General features: G+C 69.7%; 21 protein-coding genes and 1 other RNA gene. 13 read left to right on the top strand and 9 right to left on the bottom strand.

Annotated elements, in window-relative coordinates; genetic code table 11:
• Window positions 1–136: 136 nt before the first annotated feature.
• The 5 genes from RTL41_RS02115 to RTL41_RS02135 all read right to left on the bottom strand — a co-directional run bounded on the left by RTL41_RS02115 (window position 137) and on the right by RTL41_RS02135 (window position 2,752).
• A complete protein-coding gene (locus RTL41_RS02115) occupies window positions 137–973 on the bottom strand; it encodes a TIGR00282 family metallophosphoesterase (RefSeq protein ID WP_312160843.1) in 837 nt (278 codons plus the stop codon).
• Between the two features lie 6 nt (window positions 974–979).
• Window positions 980–1,555 carry a 5-formyltetrahydrofolate cyclo-ligase gene (locus RTL41_RS02120; protein WP_312160845.1) on the bottom strand — a complete coding sequence of 192 codons (576 nt, stop codon included), beginning with the start codon at window positions 1,553–1,555 and terminating at the stop codon, window positions 980–982.
• A 23-nt stretch (window positions 1,556–1,578) separates the two neighbouring features.
• Window positions 1,579–1,741: non-coding RNA, 6S RNA (ssrS, locus tag RTL41_RS02125), on the bottom strand.
• A gap of 388 nt (window positions 1,742–2,129) precedes the next feature.
• Window positions 2,130–2,456, bottom strand: coding sequence for a cell division protein ZapA (locus RTL41_RS02130; protein WP_312160847.1), 327 nt, complete (start codon window positions 2,454–2,456; stop codon window positions 2,130–2,132).
• Between the two features lie 5 nt (window positions 2,457–2,461).
• Window positions 2,462–2,752: a DUF4164 family protein gene (locus RTL41_RS02135; protein ID WP_312160849.1), complete on the bottom strand. Its 291-nt coding sequence runs from the start codon at window positions 2,750–2,752 to the stop codon at window positions 2,462–2,464.
• 163 nt (window positions 2,753–2,915) lie between these two features.
• Here RTL41_RS02135 and tkt point away from each other — a divergent pair, with 163 nt between their 5' ends.
• The 3 genes from tkt to RTL41_RS02150 all read left to right on the top strand — a co-directional run bounded on the left by tkt (window position 2,916) and on the right by RTL41_RS02150 (window position 8,259).
• The gene (tkt, locus tag RTL41_RS02140) at window positions 2,916–4,886 is read left to right on the top strand and encodes a transketolase (RefSeq protein WP_312160851.1); all 1,971 of its coding nucleotides are present in this window, start codon (window positions 2,916–2,918) and stop codon (window positions 4,884–4,886) included.
• 78 nt (window positions 4,887–4,964) lie between these two features.
• Window positions 4,965–6,170: a formate-dependent phosphoribosylglycinamide formyltransferase gene (gene purT / locus RTL41_RS02145; protein WP_312160854.1), complete on the top strand. Its 1,206-nt coding sequence runs from the start codon at window positions 4,965–4,967 to the stop codon at window positions 6,168–6,170.
• Between the two features lie 55 nt (window positions 6,171–6,225).
• On the top strand, window positions 6,226–8,259 hold the full coding sequence (locus RTL41_RS02150) for a S9 family peptidase (RefSeq protein ID WP_312160856.1): 2,034 nt from the start codon (window positions 6,226–6,228) through the stop codon (window positions 8,257–8,259).
• Window positions 8,260–8,261: 2 nt separating this feature from the next.
• On the opposite strand, the gene RTL41_RS02155 is transcribed toward RTL41_RS02150, so the two are convergent.
• A complete protein-coding gene (locus RTL41_RS02155; protein WP_312160858.1) occupies window positions 8,262–9,086 on the bottom strand; it encodes an MliC family protein in 825 nt (274 codons plus the stop codon).
• A 181-nt stretch (window positions 9,087–9,267) separates the two neighbouring features.
• Between RTL41_RS02155 and gap the strand changes: the two genes are divergently transcribed.
• The 4 genes from gap to RTL41_RS02175 all read left to right on the top strand — a co-directional run bounded on the left by gap (window position 9,268) and on the right by RTL41_RS02175 (window position 13,036).
• Entirely contained in the window at window positions 9,268–10,275 is a 1,008-nt protein-coding gene (gap, locus tag RTL41_RS02160) for a type I glyceraldehyde-3-phosphate dehydrogenase (RefSeq protein ID WP_312160860.1), read from the top strand.
• Window positions 10,276–10,373: 98 nt separating this feature from the next.
• Entirely contained in the window at window positions 10,374–11,564 is a 1,191-nt protein-coding gene (locus RTL41_RS02165) for a phosphoglycerate kinase (RefSeq protein WP_312160862.1), read from the top strand.
• Window positions 11,565–11,588: 24 nt separating this feature from the next.
• Window positions 11,589–12,674, top strand: a complete 1,086-nt coding sequence (fba, locus tag RTL41_RS02170) for a class II fructose-bisphosphate aldolase (protein ID WP_312160864.1) — start codon at window positions 11,589–11,591, stop codon at window positions 12,672–12,674.
• Window positions 12,675–12,775: 101 nt separating this feature from the next.
• Window positions 12,776–13,036 (top strand): hypothetical protein, encoded by a 261-nt coding sequence (locus RTL41_RS02175; protein ID WP_312160865.1) that lies wholly within the window; start codon window positions 12,776–12,778, stop codon window positions 13,034–13,036.
• A 9-nt stretch (window positions 13,037–13,045) separates the two neighbouring features.
• Here the strand turns inward: RTL41_RS02175 and RTL41_RS02180 are convergent, their stop codons facing one another.
• A complete protein-coding gene (locus RTL41_RS02180) occupies window positions 13,046–14,707 on the bottom strand; it encodes an MFS transporter (RefSeq protein ID WP_312160867.1) in 1,662 nt (553 codons plus the stop codon).
• Between the two features lie 104 nt (window positions 14,708–14,811).
• On the opposite strand from RTL41_RS02180, the gene RTL41_RS02185 reads away from it, so the two are divergent.
• Window positions 14,812–15,111 carry a GIY-YIG nuclease family protein gene (locus RTL41_RS02185; RefSeq protein WP_312160869.1) on the top strand — a complete coding sequence of 100 codons (300 nt, stop codon included), beginning with the start codon at window positions 14,812–14,814 and terminating at the stop codon, window positions 15,109–15,111.
• A gap of 58 nt (window positions 15,112–15,169) precedes the next feature.
• Here the strand turns inward: RTL41_RS02185 and bfr are convergent, their stop codons facing one another.
• Together bfr and RTL41_RS02195 are read right to left on the bottom strand one after the other, a co-directional pair.
• Window positions 15,170–15,661 carry a bacterioferritin gene (gene bfr, locus RTL41_RS02190; RefSeq protein WP_312160871.1) on the bottom strand — a complete coding sequence of 164 codons (492 nt, stop codon included), beginning with the start codon at window positions 15,659–15,661 and terminating at the stop codon, window positions 15,170–15,172.
• A 121-nt stretch (window positions 15,662–15,782) separates the two neighbouring features.
• Window positions 15,783–15,968 (bottom strand): bacterioferritin-associated ferredoxin, encoded by a 186-nt coding sequence (locus tag RTL41_RS02195; protein WP_293404206.1) that lies wholly within the window; start codon window positions 15,966–15,968, stop codon window positions 15,783–15,785.
• A gap of 198 nt (window positions 15,969–16,166) precedes the next feature.
• Here RTL41_RS02195 and RTL41_RS02200 point away from each other — a divergent pair, with 198 nt between their 5' ends.
• The 5 genes from RTL41_RS02200 to RTL41_RS02220 all read left to right on the top strand — a co-directional run bounded on the left by RTL41_RS02200 (window position 16,167) and on the right by RTL41_RS02220 (window position 20,335).
• Entirely contained in the window at window positions 16,167–17,576 is a 1,410-nt protein-coding gene (locus tag RTL41_RS02200; RefSeq protein WP_312160876.1) for a cytochrome ubiquinol oxidase subunit I, read from the top strand.
• On the top strand, window positions 17,573–18,598 hold the full coding sequence (gene cydB / locus RTL41_RS02205) for a cytochrome d ubiquinol oxidase subunit II (protein WP_312160878.1): 1,026 nt from the start codon (window positions 17,573–17,575) through the stop codon (window positions 18,596–18,598). The genes RTL41_RS02200 and cydB overlap by 4 nt, the downstream gene beginning before the upstream one ends.
• Window positions 18,582–18,743 (top strand): hypothetical protein, encoded by a 162-nt coding sequence (locus RTL41_RS02210; RefSeq protein WP_312160880.1) that lies wholly within the window; start codon window positions 18,582–18,584, stop codon window positions 18,741–18,743. Before cydB ends, RTL41_RS02210 begins: the two co-directional genes overlap by 17 nt.
• Window positions 18,744–18,753: 10 nt before the next feature.
• Entirely contained in the window at window positions 18,754–19,401 is a 648-nt protein-coding gene (thiE, locus tag RTL41_RS02215) for a thiamine phosphate synthase (RefSeq protein WP_312160882.1), read from the top strand.
• Between the two features lie 139 nt (window positions 19,402–19,540).
• A complete protein-coding gene (locus tag RTL41_RS02220) occupies window positions 19,541–20,335 on the top strand; it encodes an inositol monophosphatase family protein (RefSeq protein WP_312160883.1) in 795 nt (264 codons plus the stop codon).
• Window positions 20,336–20,338: the final 3 nt, after the last annotated feature.

Consider the following 20,338-nt stretch of genomic DNA (forward strand, 5'->3'; position numbering starts at 1 on the left):
TCGTCCGGCTGCAAGCCTCGCAGCGGCTGTCCGGGAACACCGGATGGATCAGGGTGCGGCAAGACCTCGCCAAGTCCCCGAACCCAGGCGCGAATGGGTCCCGGTCTTGCTGCGCAAACCGGGATGACAACGAAGGCTAAGCGCTGGCCAGGTCCACCTGCGGGACCTGCTGGCTGAGCCGGCCGCCGATGCGGATGGGCTCCACGCGGCGGGCCAGGCCGGTCGCATCGTCGGTCTCGACGAACACCCCGCAGACCGTCGCCGGCCCCTCGGCGGGCTTGTAGCGCCCCCCGGAGATGCGGGTGGTGAAGCGGCGCAGCGGCTCTTCCTTCTGGTTGCCGATGACGCTGTCATAGTCGGCGCAGGCCCCGGCGTCGGTCTGGTAGGCGGTGCCGCCGTTGAGGATCTGGCAGTCGGCGGTCGGCACATGGGTGTGGGTGCCCACCACCAGGCTGGCGCGGCCGTCGCAGAAGTGGCCCATGGCCATCTTCTCGGAGGTCGCCTCGGCGTGCATGTCGACCACCACCGCGTCGGAGACCATGCCCAGCGGCGCCTTCTCCAGTTCGCGGTCGACGGCGGCGAATGGATCGTCCAGCGAGTCCATGTGCACGCGGCCCAGCAGGTTGATCACCACGATCCGCTTGCCGGTCTGGGTCTCGAACAGGTTGGCGCCGCGGCCCGGCGCGTCGGCCAGGACCGGATAGTTGAGCGGCCGGATCAGCCGCGGCTCGCGCACGATGTAGGTCAGCGCTTCCTTCTGGTCCCAGGAGTGGTTGCCCAGGGTGAGGCAGTCGGCGCCGGCGTCGAACAGCTCGCGCGCCGTGCTCTCGGTGATCCCGAAGCCGGCCGCCGCGTTCTCGGCGTTGATGATCACGAACTCCAGGCCCAGCGCGCGGCGCAGGTGGGGCAGGTGGTCGGCGAGGCCCTCGCGGCCGGCGCGGCCGACGACATCCCCGAAGAAAGCAAAGCGCATGCGGAATTAGTCCTTTCGGACCTCCGTATACCCGTTTTCCGTCAGGATGGCGTCCAGCCTTTGATCGTGCGGCTCCATGTCCAGGGCCTCGACCTCCTGGCCGGCATAGGCCAGGCCGAGCACGAAGACCGGGCCGCGCGCGCGCAGCGCCTCGATCGTGCGGTCGTAGTGGCCGCCGCCCTGCCCCAGCCGCCCGCCGGCCCTGTCGAAGGCCAGCAACGGGCAGATCACCAGGCCCGGCCAGACCTCGGGCGCGCTAGGCGGCGGCGAGGGGACGCCGAACGCGTCGATCTCGGGAACGTCGCCGGCCCTCCAGGCGCGGAACGCCAGCGGCGCGTCGGCGGCGAGCGTCACCGGCAGGGCCAGGCGCTTGCCGGCCCTGGTCAGCCGTGCGGCGAGCGGCGCGGGATCGAGCTCCGATCCCAGGGCGTGATAGCTGGCGAACCACTCGAAAGCCGGCAGCCGTTCGAGCGGCAGGGCCTCGGCCGCCGCCCGGGCCGCGTCCGGCCGCGCCGCGTCCAGCGCCCGGCGCCGCTTGCGCAGCCGCGCGCGGAGTTTCGCCTTGTCGGAAGGATCGTTCACCGCGCGAGCTTAGCGCGAAGGGTGGCGGCGCCGCGAGAGCCGTGAAGGACGGTTTTATCCCCTCGGACCTGGCTAACCAGGTGGGCTCCGTAGTGCCTGGCCCCACGGGACCAGACAGGGACAGATCCCTTCGAAGAAATTAAGGTCTCTGGGATAGATTGCCTTCGACGAGAGCCGCAGCACGACCCGCCGGGAACCAAGGTAGGGCCGCCGGGGCGCTGGTACAAGCGTGGGCGAACCGCTTTCCCGATTGCTTCAACCTCGGCACGGCGCCGCATCCGGCGATGTCGCCCCAACTGTGTGTCATCAAGTCAGTTGAGCTTTTGGGGCAGGGCCGCGCCTCATTCGTCGGGCCCCGCGCGAATGGGTCCCGGACAAGCCCTGCGGGCTTTCCGGGATGACACGGGAAGCACGCCCGCGACAAACGCGATAAATGCGCCAGAGGCGCACTCCCCTCTCGCACCACGCCATCCACCCCCGCTGCGCCTTCGTGCTCTTCGTGTCCTTCGTGATCTTGGTGTTTCAAAATCCGCCGAGCAACTTGCCCCAGCCGCCGCCGGGATGACGCCTTCGTCTAACCCTGCGCCAGCTTCTCGATGCGCTTGGCGGCGCTTTCCAGGGCGCCGACGGCGCGGGTCTCGACACGGGCCTGGTCGGACTGGAAGCGGGCCAGCTCGGCCTGCACCACCGACAGCCGGCCGCGCAGGTCCGACAGTTCGTCGGCCAGCAGCAGGGCGCCCATCAGGAACAGGCGCGTCTCGCCCAGTTGGCCCATGTCTTCCGACACCTGGCGCACCTGGCGGTCGAACAGCCGGGCCAGCTCCATCAGGTGGGCCTCCTGGCCGTCCTCGCAGCCGACCGCGTAGGGCCGGCCGTTCACGGTGATGTTGACCTGGGCCATGGCGTTCAAGCCTCCTCGGTCTCTTGGACCTGGGCGGGATCGCCGGCCAGGGCGGCCTTGATCTCGGCGATGGCGCGACCGAGGGCCGCAGAGGCCTCGGCGCCGGCCGCCTCCAGTTCCTTCTCGCGGACCTTGGCCTTGTCGAGTTCGGCCGCCAGCCTGGCGCCGTCCTGGTCGAACAGGCCGCCGCCCGCCTTCCCGGCCCCGCCCGCAAGGCGTTGCTCGAGTTGAGAGATCGCCCGGTCCAGCCGTTTCACGGCCTGCTCGAGGGGGCTTTCGCCCGCCGGCTCCCGCATATTCCCGCACTCCGAAAGTGTGTCCGTCAATCTATAGACTGCGTCGGCCTTGCGCCGAAAGCCGGACTGTGGCGTGACCTTTCCTTGACCCTGCCAGCCCCGCATGCGAGGGGCGCGCGCAAATCCCCGCCCTTCCTCCGTCAGACTTCATCCGGAACAGATAATGCCCGCACCGCTGCAGACCATGGCCGACGCGATCCGCGTGCTCTCGATGGACGCCGTCGAGCAGGCGGCCTCGGGCCACCCCGGCATGCCGATGGGCATGGCCGACGTGGCCACCGTGCTCTGGAGCAAGTTCCTCAAGTACGACGCCGGCGCGCCCGACTGGGCCGACCGCGACCGCTTCGTGCTGTCGGCGGGCCACGGCTCGATGCTGCTCTACTCGCTGCTGCACCTGACCGGCTTCAAGGCCATGACGCTGGAGCAGATCAGGAACTTCCGCCAGTGGGGCTCCAACACCGCCGGCCACCCCGAGTACGGCCACACCCCGGGCGTGGAGACCACCACCGGCCCGCTGGGCCAGGGCCTGGCCACCAGCGTCGGCATGGCCATGGCCGAGCGCCACCTGGCCGCGCGCTTCGGCGCCGACCTGGTCGACCACCGCACCTGGGTGATCTGCGGCGACGGCTGCCTGATGGAGGGCGTCAGCCACGAGGCGATCAGCCTGGCCGGCCGCCTGAAGCTGAACAAGCTGACCCTGCTGTGGGACGACAACGACGTGACCATCGACGGCGCGGTGTCGCTGGCCGAGAGCGGCGACCAGCTCGCCCGCTTCAAGGCCGCCGGCTGGGCGGTGAAGGCGATCGACGGCCACGACTACGGCCAGATCCGCCGGGCCCTGGCCTGGGCGACCAAGCAGGACCGCCCCAGCCTGATCGCCTGCAAGACCAAGATCGGCAAGGGCGCGGCGACCATGGAAGGTCACCACAAGACCCACGGCGCGGCCCTGGGCGCCACCGAGATCGCCGCCACCCGCGCCAAGATGGGCTGGGCCGCCGAGCCGTTCGCCGTGCCGGACGAGGTGGTGAAGCCCTGGCGCTCGGCCGGCCGCCGCGGCGCCAAGGACCGCAAGGCCTGGGAGGCGCGCCTGGCCGCCTCGCCGCACGCCAAGGTCTTCGAGCGCGCCATCAGGGGCGAGCTGCCGGCGGACGCCTTCGAGCGCCTGGACGCCCACATCGCCGAGGCCGCGGCCTCCAAGCCCGCCGCCGCCACCCGCCAGCATTCGGGCTCGGCGCTGGACGCGCTGTTCCCGGCGATCCCGGAGATGATCGGCGGTTCGGCCGACCTGACCGGCTCGAACAACACCTTCGTCAAGAACACCCAGATCTTCGACACCCCCGACTATTCGGGCCGCTACGTGAACTACGGCGTGCGCGAGTTCGGCATGGCCGCGGCGATGAACGGCATGGCCCTGCACGGCGGCGTCATCCCCTATGGCGGGGCGTTCATGGTGTTCTCGGACTACAGCCGCCCGGCGATCCGCCTGGGCGCGCTGATGGGCGTGCGGGTGGTCCACGTGATGACCCACGACTCCATCGGCGTCGGCGAGGACGGCCCGACCCACCAGCCGGTCGAGCACCTGGCCAGCCTGCGGGCCATGCCCAACCTCAACGTCTTCCGCCCGGCCGACGCGGTGGAGACCGCCGAATGCTGGAAGATCGCGCTGCAATCGAAGACGACCCCGGCCTTCATGGCCCTGTCGCGCCAGAAGGTCCCGGCCGTGCGCGACAGCGCCGACGAGAACCTCTCGGCCAAGGGCGCCTATGAGCTGAAGGCCGCGAGCGGCGAAGCCCAGGTGACGATCTTCGCCTCGGGCTCCGAGGTCTCGATCGCCGTGGCGGCCCAGGGCCTGCTGGAAGCCGAGGGCGTGCCGACCCGCGTCGTCTCGACCCCCTGCTGGGAACTGTTCGACGCCCAACCGGCGGCCTATCGGCAGGCGACCATCGGCAAGGCGCCGGTGAGGGTCGCGGTCGAGGCCGCGGCCAGCTTCGGCTGGGAGCGGTTCATCGGCGAAAACGGGGCCTTCGTCGGCATGCACGGCTGGGGCGCCAGCGCGCCCGCCGACCGGCTGTACAAGGAATTCGGCATCACCGCCGAGGCCGTGGCCGCCGCCGCCAAGGCCAAGCTGGGCTAAGATCGCCTATCGTCGGCCGCGCAAGCCTGTCGGCAGGTTTTCGCGGCCGCCGCCCACAAACCTGCCAGGAGCACCGGCATGCGCCTCGGAACGCCGCTTTCGACCACCGCCGTGAAGGTCATGCTCCTGGGCTCGGGCGAGCTCGGCAAGGAGGTCGCGATCGAGCTGCAGCGGCTCGGCTGCGAGGTCATCGCCGTCGACCGCTACGCGAACGCGCCGGCCCAGCAGGTGGCGCACCGCAGCCACGTCATCGCCATGACCGACGCCGCGGCCCTGCGCGCCCTGGTCGAGGCCGAACGGCCGCACCTGATCGTGCCCGAGATCGAGGCCATCGCCACCGACGAGCTGGTCAGGATCGAGGCCGAGGGCCTGGCCACGGTCATCCCGACCGCCCGCGCCGCCCAGTTGACCATGAACCGCGAGGGCATCCGCCGGCTGGCGGCCGAGACCCTTTCCCTGGCCACCTCGCCCTACGCCTTCGCCTCGTCTGAAGCCGAGCTGGCGGAAGGCGCGGCGAAGGTCGCGGGCTTCCCCTGCTTCGTGAAGCCGGTGATGTCGTCGTCGGGCAAGGGCCAATCCTATGTCGAGGGGCCCGAAGGGATCGCCGCGGCCTGGCGCTATGCGCTGGAAGGCGGCCGGGTCGAGCAGCCGCGGGTGATCGTCGAGGGCAGGATCGCGTTCGACTTCGAGATCACGCTGCTGACCGTGCGCTCCAAGGGCGCCGACGGAACGATCGAGACCAGCTTCTGCGCGCCGATCGGCCACCGCCAGGTCAAGGGCGACTATGTCGAGAGCTGGCAGCCGCAGGCGATGAGCCCCGCCGCCCTGGAGCGCGCCCGCGACATCGCCGCCAAGGTCACCGGCGAGCTGGGCGGCCTGGGCATCTTCGGGGTCGAGCTGTTCGTGCGCGGCGACGAGGTGTGGTTCTCGGAGGTCAGCCCGCGGCCGCACGACACCGGCCTGGTCACCCTGGCCACCCAGTACCAGAGCGAGTTCGCCCTGCACGCCCGCGCCATCCTTGGCCTGCCCACCGACGTCGCCCAGCGCGAGCCGGGCGCCAGCGCGGTGATCTATGGCGGCCTGGAGGCCCAGGGCATCGCCTTCGAGGGCGTCGCCGAGGCCCTGGCCGTCCCCGGCGCGGACCTGCGGCTGTTCGGCAAGCCCGAGAGCTTCGAGCGCCGCCGCATGGGCGTGGCCCTGGCCCGCGGCGCCGACGTCGAGCAGGCCCGCGAGCGGGCGCGCGAGGCCGCCGCGCGCGTCAAGCCGGTGAAATCGGCAAGCTGACGTATGCGGCGCTGCAATCTGCAGCTAGCCTCCCGGCAAAGTCCGGAGACACCATATGCGCAAGCTCACCGTCGCGGCCGCCGCGACCCTCGCCATCGGCCTGGGCGCCCAGGCCGCCATCGCCGCGCCCCCGCCGCTGATCGAGCGCGCCAAGTTCTTCGGAAACCCCAGCCGCACCCAGGGCCGCATCAGCCCGGACGGCAAGCAGCTCGCCTTCATCGCGCCGCGCGACGGGGTGCTGAACATCTGGGTCGCGCCGGTCGCCGACCCGGCCAAGGCCCGGCCGCTGACCGCCGAGAAGCTGCGCCCGATCCGCGCCTACTACTGGGCCCCTGACTCCGCCTCGATCCTGTTCATCAACGACAAGGGCGGCGACGAGAACTTCCTGCTCTACGGCGTCGACATCGCCACCGGCGCGCAGAAGACGCTGACGCCGTTCGAGAAGACCCGCGCCCAGGTGATCAATGTCAGCCGGGCGGTGAAGGACCGCATCCTGGTCGGCCTCAACAACCGCGACGCCCGCTGGCACGACGTCTACAGCCTGGACCTGGCCAGCGGGAAGCTGACCCTGGTCTACCAGAACGACGGCTTCGGCGACTTCGAGACCGACGAGCAGCTCAATATCCGCAGCGGCTCGAAGCCCCGGCCCGACGGCGGGGTGGACGTCTATCCGTTCGCCGCCGGCCAGCCGGCCGACAAGCCCGCCGAGACCATCGGCTTCGCCGACACCGACGGCACCGGCCCGCTCGGCTTCAGCAAGGACGGGTCCATCTCCTACTGGCGCGAGAGCCGCGATCGCGACACCTCGGCCATCGTCGCCCGCGACATGAAGACCGGCGCCAGGACGGTGATCGCGCAAAGTCCCAAGGCCGACGTCGCAGGCCTGATGGCCAGCCCGGTGACGGGCAAGCTGGACGCCTATTCGGTCAACTACCTGACCCACGAGTGGACCGCGCTGGACCCGGCCGTGCAGGCCGACCTCGACTTCCTGAAGGCCAATCTGAAGGGCGACATCGTCGTCACCTCGCGCACCGACGCCGACGACCTGTGGACCGTCGCCACCGATCCGGTCAGCGCGCCCTCGGCGCTGCACCTCTACGACCGCAAGGCCCGCAAGCTGACCCAGCTCTACGTCACCCGGCCCGAACTGGAGGGCGCGACGCTGGCCGAGATGCATCCGGTCGAGATCACCTCGCGCGATGGCCTGGTGCAGCCCTCGTACCTGACCCTGCCGCCGGGGTCGGACAGCGACGGCGACGGCAAGCCCGACGCCCCCGTGCCGATGGTGCTGCTGGTGCATGGCGGCCCCTGGGCGCGCGACGTCTATGGCTATAACGGCCTGCACCAGTGGCTGGCCAACCGCGGCTATGCGGTGCTGTCGCCCAACTTCCGCGCCTCGTCCGGGTTCGGGAAGAAGTTCATCAACGCCGGCAACCTGGAATGGGGCGCCAAGATGCACGACGACCTGATCGACGCGGTCGATTGGGCGGTGAAGCGCGGCGTCACCACGAAGGACAAGGTGGCGATCATGGGCGGCTCCTACGGCGGCTACGCCACGCTGGCGGGCCTGGCCTTCACGCCGGACGTCTTCGCCTGCGGCGTCGACATCGTCGGCCCGTCGAACCTCAATACGCTGCTGGCCTCGGTCCCGGCCTACTGGGAGGCCGGGCGCCGGCAGATGTATCTGCGGATGGGCGATCCTGGCACGCCGGAGGGCGCGGCCCTGCTCAAGGAACGCTCGCCGCTCAGCAAGGCCGACCAGATCAGGAAGCCGCTGCTGATCGGCCAGGGCGCCAACGACCCGCGGGTCAATCAGGCCGAGAGCGACCAGATCGTCAAAGCCCTGCAGGCCAAGAACATCCCGGTCACCTATGTGCTGTTCCCGGACGAGGGCCACGGCTTCGCCCGGCCCGAGAACAGCATCGCCTTCTACGCCGTGTCCGAGCACTTCCTCGAGCGCTGCCTGGGCGGGCGGGCCGAGCCGTTCGGCGACGCGCTCGACACCAGCACCATGACCGTGCCGAGCGGGGCGCAGTTCGCGCCGGGGCTGGAAGCGGCGCTGGCGGCCAGGCCGGCGGCCAAGCCCTAGCCCTAGCCGCCGGGCGACGGCTTCAGCGCGGTCTCGGCGATACGCCATTTGCGCTGCTCGTCGGTGGAGCCCGGGACGTCGTTGACCCGGCGCAGGCGCACGTCGCCCTTCAGGTTGACCGGCGCGCCGGTCTTCATCTGGCCGTAGATCACCACCGGCACGGACACGAACAGCGAACCGGCGGCGCCCTCGACGTCGCCGGGGGCGCCGATCTGGGCGTTGTAGCTCGCGTACTTGTCGAAACTGGCCGTGAAGGCCTGCCGGGTCACGCCGCTGGCCTTGCCGCCGTCGCTCCAGAGGTTCCAGGCCTCGGCGTACTTCTTCTCGCCGATCAGGGCGTAGTAGGTCTGCACGACATTGGCCGCGCCCTGGGCGCTTTGCGGGGTGAAGGGCGCTTCCGAGACCGGGGTCCGGTCGTCGGGCAGGCCGCCGGGGGTCCCGGGCGGCGGCGGGGCGACGGCGGCCTCAGGCGCCTTGCAGTTGACGCCCGGGGCGCTGGCGATCTCCTCGCCGGCCGCCAGCGGGCTGAGCTGGGCCTGGGTCATGCCCTTGGCCCACCACTGATAGCCGTCGCCGGTGTAGCGCGCGCCGCTGGCCGAGATGGCGATCTTCAGGTTGCGGCTGCGGCCGTCCACCTCGACGACCGCGGTGTCGGGATCGGGGTAGCTGGCCCGCACGGTGCGCCCGTCGTCGCAGGCATAGACCGTGACCGGCGCGGCCTTGGCGGCGGGGGCCGGGGCCTTGGCCTGTTCGGCCGGCCTGCCGCAGCCCGCCAGGCCGACGGCCGCCATCGCCGCGACGGCGGCCAGTTGGTGAAGATTCGCCACTCTGCTGCTTCCTCTGTTGTCCAGCGCCAGCCGAAGCGCCCGAACCGTGTTCCCGTTCCCACATGGGTTGATGACAACGATACCGGAAGCCCGTCGCGGCGGGACTTTTCCCCCGTGGGGTTGACTCCCGCCCCCCCGACCTCAAGAAACCGCCCCAAATCAATTGGCTCAGGAGTTTTCGATGACCGTTCGCGTCGCCATCAATGGGTTCGGCCGTATCGGCAGGCTGGTCCTGCGCTCGATCGTCGAGCACGGGCGCAAGGACATCGAGGTCGTCGCCATCAACGACCTGGGCCCGGTCGAGACCAACGCCCACCTGCTGCGCTACGACAGCGTCCACGGCCGCTTCCCCGGCCAGGTGAAGGTCGACGGCGACACCATCGACGTCGGCTTCGGCCCGATCAAGGTCACCGCGATCCGCGATCCGAAGGACCTGCCGCACAAGGACCTGGGCGTCGACATCGCGCTCGAGTGCACGGGCCTGTTCACCACCAAGGAAAAGGCCTCGGCCCACCTGGAAGCCGGCGCCAAGCGCGTGATCGTCTCGGCCCCGTGCGACAACGCCGACAAGACCATCGTCTACGGCGTCAACCACGACACCCTGACCAAGGACGACCTGGTCATCTCCAACGCCTCGTGCACCACCAACTGCCTGGCGCCGGTCGCCAAGGTCCTGCACGAGCTGGCCGGCATCGAGCGCGGCTACATGACCACCATCCACTCCTACACCGGCGACCAGCCGACGCTGGACACCATGCACAAGGACCTCTACCGCGCCCGCGCCGCGGCGATGTCCATGATCCCGACCTCGACCGGCGCGGCCAAGGCGCTGGGCCTGGTGATCCCCGAACTGCAGGGCAAGCTGGACGGCTCCTCGATCCGCGTCCCGACCCCGAACGTCTCGGTCGTGGACCTGACCTGGGTCGCCGGCCGCAACATCACCAAGGACGAGATCAACGAAGCCCTGACCGCCGCCGCCAACGGCCCGCTGAAGGGCGTTCTGGCCGTGACCAACGAGCCGCTGGTCTCGATCGACTTCAACCACGAAGCCGCCTCGTCGACCGCCGCCCTGGCCCAGACCCAGGTGATCGACGGCTCCCTCGGCCGCGTGCTGTCGTGGTACGACAACGAGTGGGGCTTCTCGACCCGCATGAGCGACACCGCCATCGCGCTCGCGAAGCTGATCTAGGACCGCTGCGACGGGCGCCCTCCAGACGGACGGCGCCCGTTTCGCATTTCCGAACCTGTTGGACCCCAGGCGCGCGCCGGGGTGAGCGGAGATATTCGATGGCCTTCAAGACTCTCGACGACGCCGACCTGGCCGGCCAGCGCGCCCTGGTCCGCGTGGACATCAACGTCCCCATGGCCGAGGGCAAGGTCACCGACGACACCCGCCTGCGGGCCATCCTGCCGACCATCGCCAAGCTGCGCGCCGGCGGCGCCAAGGTCGTGCTGCTGGCCCATTTCGACCGCCCCAAGGGCAAGGTCGTTCCCGAAATGAGCCTGAAGCCCCTGGCCCAGCCGCTGGCCGACCTGCTGGACGCCCCGGTGGCGTTCGCGGCCGACTGCGTCGGCGAGGCCGCCAAGGCCGCGGTCGACGAGCTGAAGAACGGCGACGTGCTGCTGCTGGAGAACGTCCGCTTCCATCCGGGCGAGGAGAAGAACGATCCGGAGTTCGCCAGGGCGCTGGCCGCCAACGGCGACCTCTATGTCAACGACGCCTTCTCGGCCGCGCACCGCGCCCACGCCTCGACCGAAGGGCTGGCGCGCCTGCTGCCGGCCTATGCGGGCGAGCAGATGCGCCGCGAGCTGGACGCCCTGGAGGCCGCGCTCGGCGCGCCCAGGCGCCCGGTGCTGGGCATCGTCGGCGGCTCCAAGGTCTCGACCAAGCTCGACCTCTTGAACAACCTGGTGACCAAGCTCGACCGGCTGTCGATCGGCGGCGGCATGGCCAACACCTTCCTGGCCGCGCAAGGGATCGACGTCGGCGCCTCGCTCTGCGAGCACGACCTGGCCGACACCGCCCGCGAGATCATGGAGAGCGCCAAGACGGCCGGCTGCGAGCTGCTGCTGCCGATCGACGTGGTCACCGCCCAGGAGGTGAAGCCGGGCGCGGCCTCGAACGTGCGCGAGCTGTCGGACATCGCGGCCGACGACCGCATCCTGGACGCCGGCCCCAGGACCCTGGCCAAGCTGATCGCGGCGATGGACGCCTCGGCCACCCTGATCTGGAACGGCCCGCTGGGCGTGTTCGAGGTTCCTCCCTTCGACGTGGCCACCATGGCGGCGGCCAAGCATGCGGCGGAATTGGCCAAGGCCGGCAAGCTGGTGGCCGTGGCCGGCGGGGGTGATACAGTCGCGGCCCTCAACGCTGCGGCTTGCGCCGACGATTTCACGTTCGTCTCGACGGCGGGCGGCGCGTTTCTTGAATGGATGGAAGGCAAGGAGCTGCCCGGAGTGGCGGCCCTGACCGCTTAACTTAAGAATTACGGAGGGCAGGGCATGGCCCGGGTTACTTTGAGACAACTCCTCGATCACGCAGCCGAGCAGGGCTACGGGGTCCCGGCGTTCAACATCAACAACATGGAACAGGCGCTGGCGATCATGGAGGCCGCCGAGGCCACCGATTCGCCGGTGATCATGCAGGCCTCGCGCGGGGCCCGCTCCTACGCCAACGACATCGTGCTGAAGCACCTGATCGACGCGATGGCGGAAATGTACCCGCACATCCCGATCTGCATGCACCAGGACCATGGCAACAACGAAGCCACCTGCGCCACGGCGATCCAGTACGGCTTCACCTCGGTGATGATGGACGGCTCGCTGAAGGCCGACGGCAAGACCCCGGCCGACTACGACTACAACGTCACGGTCACCAAGAACGTGGTCGACATGGCCCACTGGGTCGGCGCCTCGGTCGAGGGCGAGCTGGGCGTGCTGGGCTCGCTGGAGACCGGCATGGGCGAGAAGGAGGACGGCCACGGCTTCGAGGGCAAGCTGGGCCACGACCAGTTGCTGACCGATCCCGACCAGGCGGTCGACTTCGTGAAGGCCACTCAGGTCGACGCCCTGGCCATCGCCATGGGCACCAGCCACGGCGCCTACAAGTTCACCCGCAAGCCGGACGGCGACGTCCTGGCCATGAACGTGATCGAAGAGATCCACCGCCGCCTGCCCAACACCCACCTGGTGATGCACGGCTCCTCGTCGGTGCCGCAGGACCTGCAGGACGTCATCAACCAGTACGGCGGCGAGATGCCCCAGACCTGGGGCGTGCCGGTCGAAGAGATCCAGCGCGGCATCAAGCACGGCGTGCGCAAGATCAACATCGACACCGACAACCGCATGGCCATGACCGGCGCGATCCGCAAGCTGCTGGCCGAGAAGCCGGGCGAGTTCGACCCGCGCAGCTACATGAAGCCAGCCAAGGAAGCCATGCGCAAGGTCTGCGTCCAGCGCTTCGAGGAGTTCGGCGCCGCCGGACAGGCGCACAAGATCCGCCCGATCCCGCTGTCGGAGATGGCCAAGCGCTACGCCTCGGGCGAGCTGGCCCCGAAGATCGGCGTCAGCCGCCAGGCGGCCGAATAGGCCCGTCGGCATAGACGACCCCGCCAAGCCGCCGCCTCCCCCGAGGCGGCGGCTTTCGCATGGGGGGGGAACCCTTTGCGCCCCGCCGCGATTGCTGGGGCATGAAGCGCGCCCTCACCGCCGTTGGCCTGCTGGCCGCGCTGGCCCTGCTCGCGGGGCTGGGCGGCTGGACCTATTACGCCGGCGCGCGGGTCGGCGACGGCTGGGAGGGCGTGGGCCACGTCCTGCCGTTCGTCATCGTCGGCCTGGTCGCGGTCGGCGGCCTGACCGGCGGGCTGATGTGGCTGGCCTTCTATTCCGCCCGCCGCGGCTATGACGAGCCCTACGACGTCAACAAGCCGGGCGGCGGGCGCGGGCGGTAGGTTCGCCCCCTAGTCGTCGATGTTCGCCCCGCGCATCTCGCGCAGGAACAGGAAGCCGATCACCGCCGTCGCCGCGGCCACCACGATCGGATACCAGAGCCCGTAGTAGATGTTTCCGGTGGCCGCGACCATGGCGAAGGCGGTGGTCGGCAGGAAGCCGCCGAACCAGCCGTTGCCGATGTGGTAGGGCAGGCTCATCGAGGTGTAGCGGATGCGGGCCGGGAACATCTCCACCAGGGCCGCGGCGACCGGGCCGTAGACCATGGTCACGTACAGCATCAGCAGGAACAGCAGGGCGACGACCAGCGGCTTGTTGACCTGCGCCGGGTCGGCCTTGGGCGGATAGCCGGCCTCGTGCAGGGCGGCGGCGAGCTCCTTGTTCCAGGCGTCGCGGGCGGCCTTGAACTCCGGCAGGCTCATCTGCGCGCCGTCGACGGCGACGAGCCGGCGCTCGCCGATCATCACGGCTGCCGGGGTCGAGGCGGCCTGGGACGGGGCGCTGTCATAGGAGACGCCGGCGTTGGCCAGGGCGGCGCGGGCGACGTCGCAGCCGCTGGTGAAGACCTGCTTGCCGACGGGATCGAACTGCACGTGGCAGGTGGCCGGGTCGGCGATCACCACCACCGGCGCGCGCGCGGTGGCGTGGGCCAGGGCCGGATTGGCCGCCTCGGTCAGGGCCTTGAAGATCGGGAAATAGGTCAGGGCCGCCAGCAGGCAGCCGGCCAGGATGATCGGCTTGCGGCCGATCTTGTCCGACAGCCAGCCGAACACCACGAAGAACGGGGTGCCGAGGATCAGGGCGAAGGCGACCAGGGTGTTGGTCAGCGGCCCGTCGACCTTCAGCGTCTTCTCCAGGAAGAACAGGGCGTAGAACTGGCCGGTGTACCAGACCACCGCCTGGCCGGCGGTGAGGCCGACCAGGGCCAGCAGCACCACCTTCAAGTTGGACCACTGGCCGAACGACTCGCTCAGCGGCTTCTTCGAGGTCTTGCCCTCGTCGACCATCTTCTGGAAGACCGGGCTCTCGTTGAGCTTCAGGCGGATCCACAGCGAGACCGCCAGCAGCACCGCCGAGACCAGGAACGGGATGCGCCAGGCCCAGGCCCGGAACACCTCCTCGCCGGTCAGCGAGCGGATGGCGAGGATGACCAGCAGGCTGAGGAACAGGCCGAGCGTCGCGGTGGTCTGGATCCAGCTCGTATAGAGGCCGCGCTTGCCGGGCGGGGCGTGCTCGGCGACGTAGGTGGCCGCCCCGCCGTACTCGCCGCCCAGCGCCAGGCCCTGGATCAGCCGCATGAGGATCAGCAGGGCCGGCGCGGCGAGGCCGATCTGGTCGTAGCCGGGCAGCAGCCCGACCGCGAAGGTCGACAGCCCCATCAGCAGCATGGTGACCAGGAAGGTGTTCTTGCGGCCCCAGAGGTCGCCCAGGCGGCCGAACACGATGGCCCCGAACGGCCGCACCGCGAAGCCGGCGGCGAAGGCCAGCAGGGCGAAGATGTAGCCGGTGGTCTCGTTGACGCCGGAGAAGAAGTGCTGGGTGATGAACCCGGCCAGCGAGCCGTAGAGGTAGAAGTCGTACCACTCGAAGACGGTGCCGGCCGAGGCGGCCCCGATCACCAGCCGATGGCTCTTCTTTTCGACGACGCTCTCGCCCGCGACCGCTTCGGCCATTCGGCTCCCCCTTATCGTTGCGGGGAGCCTAGCGGGTTTTGGAGTCCCCTCAAGTTCGTCATGGCCGGGCTTGTCCCGGCCACCCATACGCACGAAGCTTCGCCATGGACCCGGTGCATGCGAACAACGCCGTCTACATGCTGGCCAGCGGCAGGCATGGGACGCTGTACATCGGCGTGACGAGCGACCTGATCCGGCGGGTGCAGCAGCATCGCGAGGGCGAGACGCCCGGATTCACCGACCGCTACGGCGTCAAGCGGCTGGTCTGGTATCGGCGCTTCTTCACCGTGGTCGAAGCCATTCGCTGGGAGAAGCGCCTCAAGAAATACAGGCGCGATTGGAAGATCAACCTGATCGAGCAGGACAATCCCAATTGGGACGACCTCTTTCCCCAAATCGTCTGACGCGGCGTTTATGGGTGGCCGGCACAAGGCCGGCCATGACGATCGGGAGGAGGGGGACTCAGTGCCCCTCGCCGCCTTCGAGTTCGCCGAGCGCGCTCTGCAGGTAGTTGGGCTCGCCGAGCGTGCGCACCAGGTTGAGCTGGGTCTCGAGGAAGTCGATGTGCTCCTCGGTGTCGCTGAGGATCTCGCGCAGGATCTCGCGGGTGGCGTAGTCGCCGGCGACCTCGCATTCCTTGATGCCTTCGATCTGGTCGACGCGCCCGCCGACCTCGACCGCCAGGTCCGCCGCCAGGCATTCGGGCACCGTCTCGCCGATCTTCAGCTTGTGCAGGTCCTGCAGGTTGGGCAGGCCTTCCAGGAACAGGATGCGCTTGATGAGCTTGTCGGCGTGCTTCATCTCGCCGATGGATTCATCGTAGGTGATCTTGCCCAGGCGCGCATAGCCCCAGTCCTGGTACATCCGCGCATGCAGGAAGTACTGGTTCACGGCGGTCAGCTCATTGGTCAGCACCGCGTTGAGCCGCTTGATAATAGCCTTGTCGCCCTTCACGTGAGCCTCCTCGAATCCACTTTCGAGGGGCAAACTCTTCCTGAGGGCGAGTTTAGTCAAAGCCTATGTTTGCAAGTAATTCCGCGTTTCGTTCGCAGGCTAACGAACGGGGGGCGAAGACCTATTCGGCCGCGTAGCGCAGGGCCTCGCCGTGCTCGCCGATCATCTTGCGCATGTCGCAGACGCAGCGCGCGCATTGCGCCTGGGAATCGCAGGCGCGGAACACTTCGGCGGGGCGCGAGGCGCCGGCTTCGATGGCGGCGCGGACTTCGCGCTCGCGGATGCCATTACAGTTGCAGACGTACAAGGCGGCCTCTTTCTCGGCGACGCTTGCCTTGTATCAAATGCGAACGTCGTTGCAAATCATTTGCAAATTGAGAGCCACTACCGCGAGTGGTTGCAACCTGCGGCGGTTTGTCGCTGAACCACCCCTTGGCCCGGAACGTTGTTCGTCGTGGAGTGAGACGCCCGCGGCCGCGGGCGGCAAATGCTGGGGTCGGGTGTCATGGACGTCGAAGCCCTGTTGCTTTCGCGACTGCAGTTTGCGTTCACCATCGCGTTCCACATCATCTTCCCGAGCTTTACGATCGGCCTGGCCAGCTACCTCGCCGTGCTGGAAGGCCTGTGGCTGACCACCCGCAACGAGGTCTTCAAGACCCTCTATCTCTTCTGGGTGAAGATCTTCGCGATCTCCTTCGGCATGGGCGTGGTGACCGGCGTGGTCATGAGCTACGAGCTGGGCGCGAACTGGAGCGCGTTCTCGGCCCTCGCCGCGCCGGTGATCGGGCCGCTGCTGGCCTTCGAGGTGCTGACCGCCTTCTTCCTGGAGGCCAGCTTCCTGGGGATCATGCTGTTCGGCTGGAAGAGGGTCGGGCCGGGCCTGCATTTCACCGCCACCCTGCTGGTCGCCATCGGCACCCTGGTCTCGGCGTTCTGGATCATCTCGGCCAATAGCTGGATGCAGTATCCGACCGGCTTTGCGCACACGCCGCAGGGCGGGCTGGTCGCCACCGACTGGCAGGCGGTGATCTTCTCGCCGACCTTCCCGGCCCGCCTGGCGCATATGAGCCTGGCCGCCTACCTGACCACGTCGCTGGTGGTCGGGGCGGCGGCGGCCTGGCGGCTGCTGCGCCGTCCCGACGAGGCGGAGTCGAAGATGGCCCTGCGCATGGCCGTGGGCATGTTCGCCATCGTCGCGCCGCTGCAGCTTCTGGTCGGCGACATCTCGGGCAAGGACGTGCTGCGCTTCCAGCCGGCCAAGCTGGCCGCCATCGAGGCGTTCTGGGACACCAAGGCCGGCCAGGCCTTCCACATCGCCGCCTGGCCCGACCGCGCCAGCGAATCCAACCGCTGGGAGATCTCGATCCCGAAGGCCGGCAGCTTCATCACCGCCGGGTCCGCCGACGCCGAAGTCAAGGGCCTGAAGGCCTTCCCGCGCGAGGACCGGCCGCCGGTGGCGATCGTCTTCTGGTCGTTCCGGGTGATGGTCGGCCTGGGCGTGCTGATGATCGGCCTGGGGCTCTGGGGCGCTTGGCTGTGCTGGCGCGGCGCGCCGGAGCGCTCGCGGGTGTTCCTGCGCGCCTGCGTGGCCATGGGGCCGGCCGGCTTCGTGGCGGTGATCGCCGGCTGGATCGTAGCCGAGGTCGGCCGCCAGCCCTGGGTGATCACCGGGGTGATGCGCACGGCCGAGGGCGTCTCGCCGGTCGGGGCGGGCCAGGTCTCGGCCTCGCTGCTCGGCTTCCTGGTGGTCTATGCGATCATCTTCAGCGTCGGCCTGCTCTACATCCTGCGCCTGATCGCCGAGGGGCCGCTCTCGGGCGCCGACGAGCCGGGCCCCGCCGTCCAACGCGCCCCGGGATCGGCCCTGGCCGCCGCGCCCGACGATCCCGGCGGCGAACTGGGAGACCGGCCATGACCCTGGACCTGCCGCTGATCTGGGCGGTGATCATCGCCACCGCCGTGCTGCTCTACGTGCTGCTGGACGGCTTCGACCTGGGGGTCGGCATCCTCTTCCCGTTCGCCGTCAGCCCGGCCGACCGCGACGTGATGATGGACACCATCGCGCCGGTCTGGGACGGCAACGAGACCTGGCTGGTGCTGGGCGGCGGCGGGCTGTTCGCCGCCTTCCCGCTGGCCTACGCGGCGGTGATGCCGGCGCTCTACGTTCCGGTGATCCTGATGCTGCTGGCCCTGGTCCTGCGCGGGGTGGCCTTCGAGTTCCGGCTGCGCGGACGGCGCCGGGGCAAGGCGTTCTGGACCGCCGCCTTCGCGGTCGGGTCGCTGGCCGCCGCCATCGCCCAGGGCTTCATCCTGGGCGGCTTCATCCAGGGCATCACCCTCGACGGCGGAAGGTTCGGCGGTCAGCCGTTCGACTGGCTGACGCCCTACACCGTGCTGGTCGCGGTGGGCATGGTCGCCGGCTACGCCCTGCTCGGCGCCACCTGGCTGGTCTGGAAGACCGAAACCGAGCTGCACGGCGACGCCCGGCGCTGGGCCTGGGTCGCCGGCTTCGCCACCGCCGCCCTGCTGGCCGCCGTCAGCATCGCCACCCTGTTCGTGCATCCGCAGGTCGCCGAGCGATGGGGCTATGGCGCGGGGGGGATCGATTTCGCCGCCTTGCTGCCGCGGCTGCCGATTCCGCTGCTGGGGCTGGCCGGGCTGGCGCTGCTGAGCATGGGGCTGCTGCGCCGCTCGCACGGCCTGCCGCACCTGGGGGCCAGCCTGGTCTTCCTGTCGGGCTATATCGGGCTGGCGGCCGGCTTCTTCCCGAACATCGTGCCCTACGACATGACCTTCCGGCAGGCGGCCAACCAGGACAACGCGCTGGGCCTGATGCTGGTCGGGGTGGCGATCCTGCTGCCGGTGATCCTCGGCTACACGGCCTGGGTCTACTGGCTGTTCCGCGGCAAGGTGACGCCCGATGCGGGATATCATTGAGGGCCCGCCCGAGCCGGGCGCCCCGCCGCCGCCGCTGTGGAAGCGCCTGGCCTGGTTCGTCGGGCTGGCGCTCGCCGCGTCGGCGGTCACGGCGCTGACAGCCTATGCGATGAAGGCGCTGTTGCCGGACTATCCGGGCGGTTAGAAGGCGCGTCATGACCGCCGAATGCCGCCTCTACCTGATCACCCCGCCGCAGATCGACGACCTGGCCGCCTTCGGCCGGACGCTGGCCCAGACCCTGGACGCCGGCGACGTCGCGGCCCTGCAGATCCGCCTGAAGGACGTGGACGACACGGTGATCGCCGCGGCGGTCGACGTGATCCTGCCCATCGCCCAGGCCCGCGGGGTGGCGGTGATCCTCAACGACCGCCCCGACCTGGCCGCCCGCCTGGGTTGCGACGGCGTGCATGTCGGCCAGTCGGACACGCCCTATGCGCAGGCGCGCAAGATCATGGGCCGCGAGGCGATGATCGGCGTCACCTGCCACGACAGCCGCCACCTGGCCATGGAGGCGGCCGAGGCCGGGGCCGACTATGTCGCGTTCGGCGCCTTCTTCCCGACCGCCACCAAGGACGCCCCGACCCGGGCCGAGCCCGAGATCCTGACCATCTGGCAGGAGACCATGGAGGTCCCCTGCGTCGCCATCGGCGGGATCACGGCCGACAACGCCGAGGGCCTGGCCAGGGCCGGCGCCGACTTCCTGGCCGTCTCGGCCGGGGTCTGGAGCCATCCGCAAGGCCCGGCCGCGGCGGTGCAGGCGCTGAACGCGGCGATCGCGAGGGGCGTGGCGGCGCGGGGGTGACGCCCGTAGATCGGGCCGACCCGCATCTGATCTCCACGATCCTTGCCTAAAGCCCCTTCGCCCACTAGGTTCCGCGCCTCGAAATTCCCCGCCTTTCCGGCGCGATGACGCGCGTCTGGCGCCAGAACTGGATCTCCCCGTGTCGACCCAATCCGCTCTCCTGAAAGTCATGTCCGACGCCGCCCGCAAGGCGGCCCGCGGCCTCAACCGCGATTTCGGCGAGCTGGCGGAGCTGCAGGTCTCACGCAAGGCGCCCGCCGACTTCGTCTCGGCCGCCGACATCAAGGCCGAGCAGACCCTGTTCGAGGCCCTGGAAAAGGCCCGCCCCGGCTACAGCTTCCTGGGCGAGGAGCGCGGCCTGATCGAGGGCACCGACAAGACCCACACCTGGATCGTCGACCCGCTGGACGGCACCACCAACTTCCTGCACGCCATCCCGCACTTCGCCATCAACATCGCCCTGGAGCGCGAGGGCGTGGTGGTCGCCGCGGTGACCTACAACCCGATCACCAACGAGCTGTTCTGGGCCGAGAAGGGCAAGGGCTGCTTCGTCAACGACAAGCGCCTGCGCGTCGCCGGCCGCAAGCACCTGGACGAGTCGGTGATCGGCACCGGCATCCCGTTCCTGGGCCACGGCCAGCACGCCCGGTTCCTGAAGGAACTGCACCAGATCAGCCAGCGCGTGGCCGGGGTGCGCCGCTTCGGCGCGGCCTCGCTGGACCTGGCCTATGTCGCCGCCGGCCGCCTGGACGGCTTCTGGGAGCGCGACCTGAAGCCCTGGGACATGGCCGCGGGCACGCTGCTGATCAGCGAGGCGGGCGGCAAGGCGACCAACGCCGAGGGCGGCGAGGACATCATGGGCTCGGGCTCGATCTGCACGGCCAACCTCGAACTGCACCCGCTGCTGCTCGACAAGCTGAAGGCGGCGGCCTGAGCC

The sequence above is a fragment of the Phenylobacterium sp. genome (assembly GCF_031984885.1).
In the GTDB taxonomy this organism is placed as follows: Bacteria; Pseudomonadota; Alphaproteobacteria; order Caulobacterales; family Caulobacteraceae; genus Phenylobacterium.

Bases quoted from the DNA above. Each gene is read 5' to 3' on its own strand.
- RTL41_RS02115 (WP_312160843.1), bottom strand. From the start codon at position 973: ATGCGCTTTGCTTTCTTCGGGGATGTCGTCGGCCGCGCCGGCCGCGAG.
- RTL41_RS02130 (WP_312160847.1), bottom strand. From the start codon at position 2,456: ATGGCCCAGGTCAACATCACCGTGAACGGCCGGCCCTACGCGGTCGGC.
- RTL41_RS02135 (WP_312160849.1), bottom strand. From the start codon at position 2,752: ATGCGGGAGCCGGCGGGCGAAAGCCCCCTCGAGCAGGCCGTGAAACGG.
- tkt (WP_312160851.1), top strand. From the start codon at position 2,916: ATGCCCGCACCGCTGCAGACCATGGCCGACGCGATCCGCGTGCTCTCG.
- purT (WP_312160854.1), top strand. From the start codon at position 4,965: ATGCGCCTCGGAACGCCGCTTTCGACCACCGCCGTGAAGGTCATGCTC.
- RTL41_RS02150 (WP_312160856.1), top strand. From the start codon at position 6,226: ATGCGCAAGCTCACCGTCGCGGCCGCCGCGACCCTCGCCATCGGCCTG.
- gap (WP_312160860.1), top strand. From the start codon at position 9,268: ATGACCGTTCGCGTCGCCATCAATGGGTTCGGCCGTATCGGCAGGCTG.
- RTL41_RS02165 (WP_312160862.1), top strand. From the start codon at position 10,374: ATGGCCTTCAAGACTCTCGACGACGCCGACCTGGCCGGCCAGCGCGCC.
- fba (WP_312160864.1), top strand. From the start codon at position 11,589: ATGGCCCGGGTTACTTTGAGACAACTCCTCGATCACGCAGCCGAGCAG.
- RTL41_RS02175 (WP_312160865.1), top strand. From the start codon at position 12,776: ATGAAGCGCGCCCTCACCGCCGTTGGCCTGCTGGCCGCGCTGGCCCTG.
- RTL41_RS02180 (WP_312160867.1), bottom strand. From the start codon at position 14,707: ATGGCCGAAGCGGTCGCGGGCGAGAGCGTCGTCGAAAAGAAGAGCCAT.
- RTL41_RS02185 (WP_312160869.1), top strand. From the start codon at position 14,812: ATGGACCCGGTGCATGCGAACAACGCCGTCTACATGCTGGCCAGCGGC.
- RTL41_RS02200 (WP_312160876.1), top strand. From the start codon at position 16,167: ATGGACGTCGAAGCCCTGTTGCTTTCGCGACTGCAGTTTGCGTTCACC.
- cydB (WP_312160878.1), top strand. From the start codon at position 17,573: ATGACCCTGGACCTGCCGCTGATCTGGGCGGTGATCATCGCCACCGCC.
- RTL41_RS02210 (WP_312160880.1), top strand. From the start codon at position 18,582: ATGCGGGATATCATTGAGGGCCCGCCCGAGCCGGGCGCCCCGCCGCCG.
- thiE (WP_312160882.1), top strand. From the start codon at position 18,754: ATGACCGCCGAATGCCGCCTCTACCTGATCACCCCGCCGCAGATCGAC.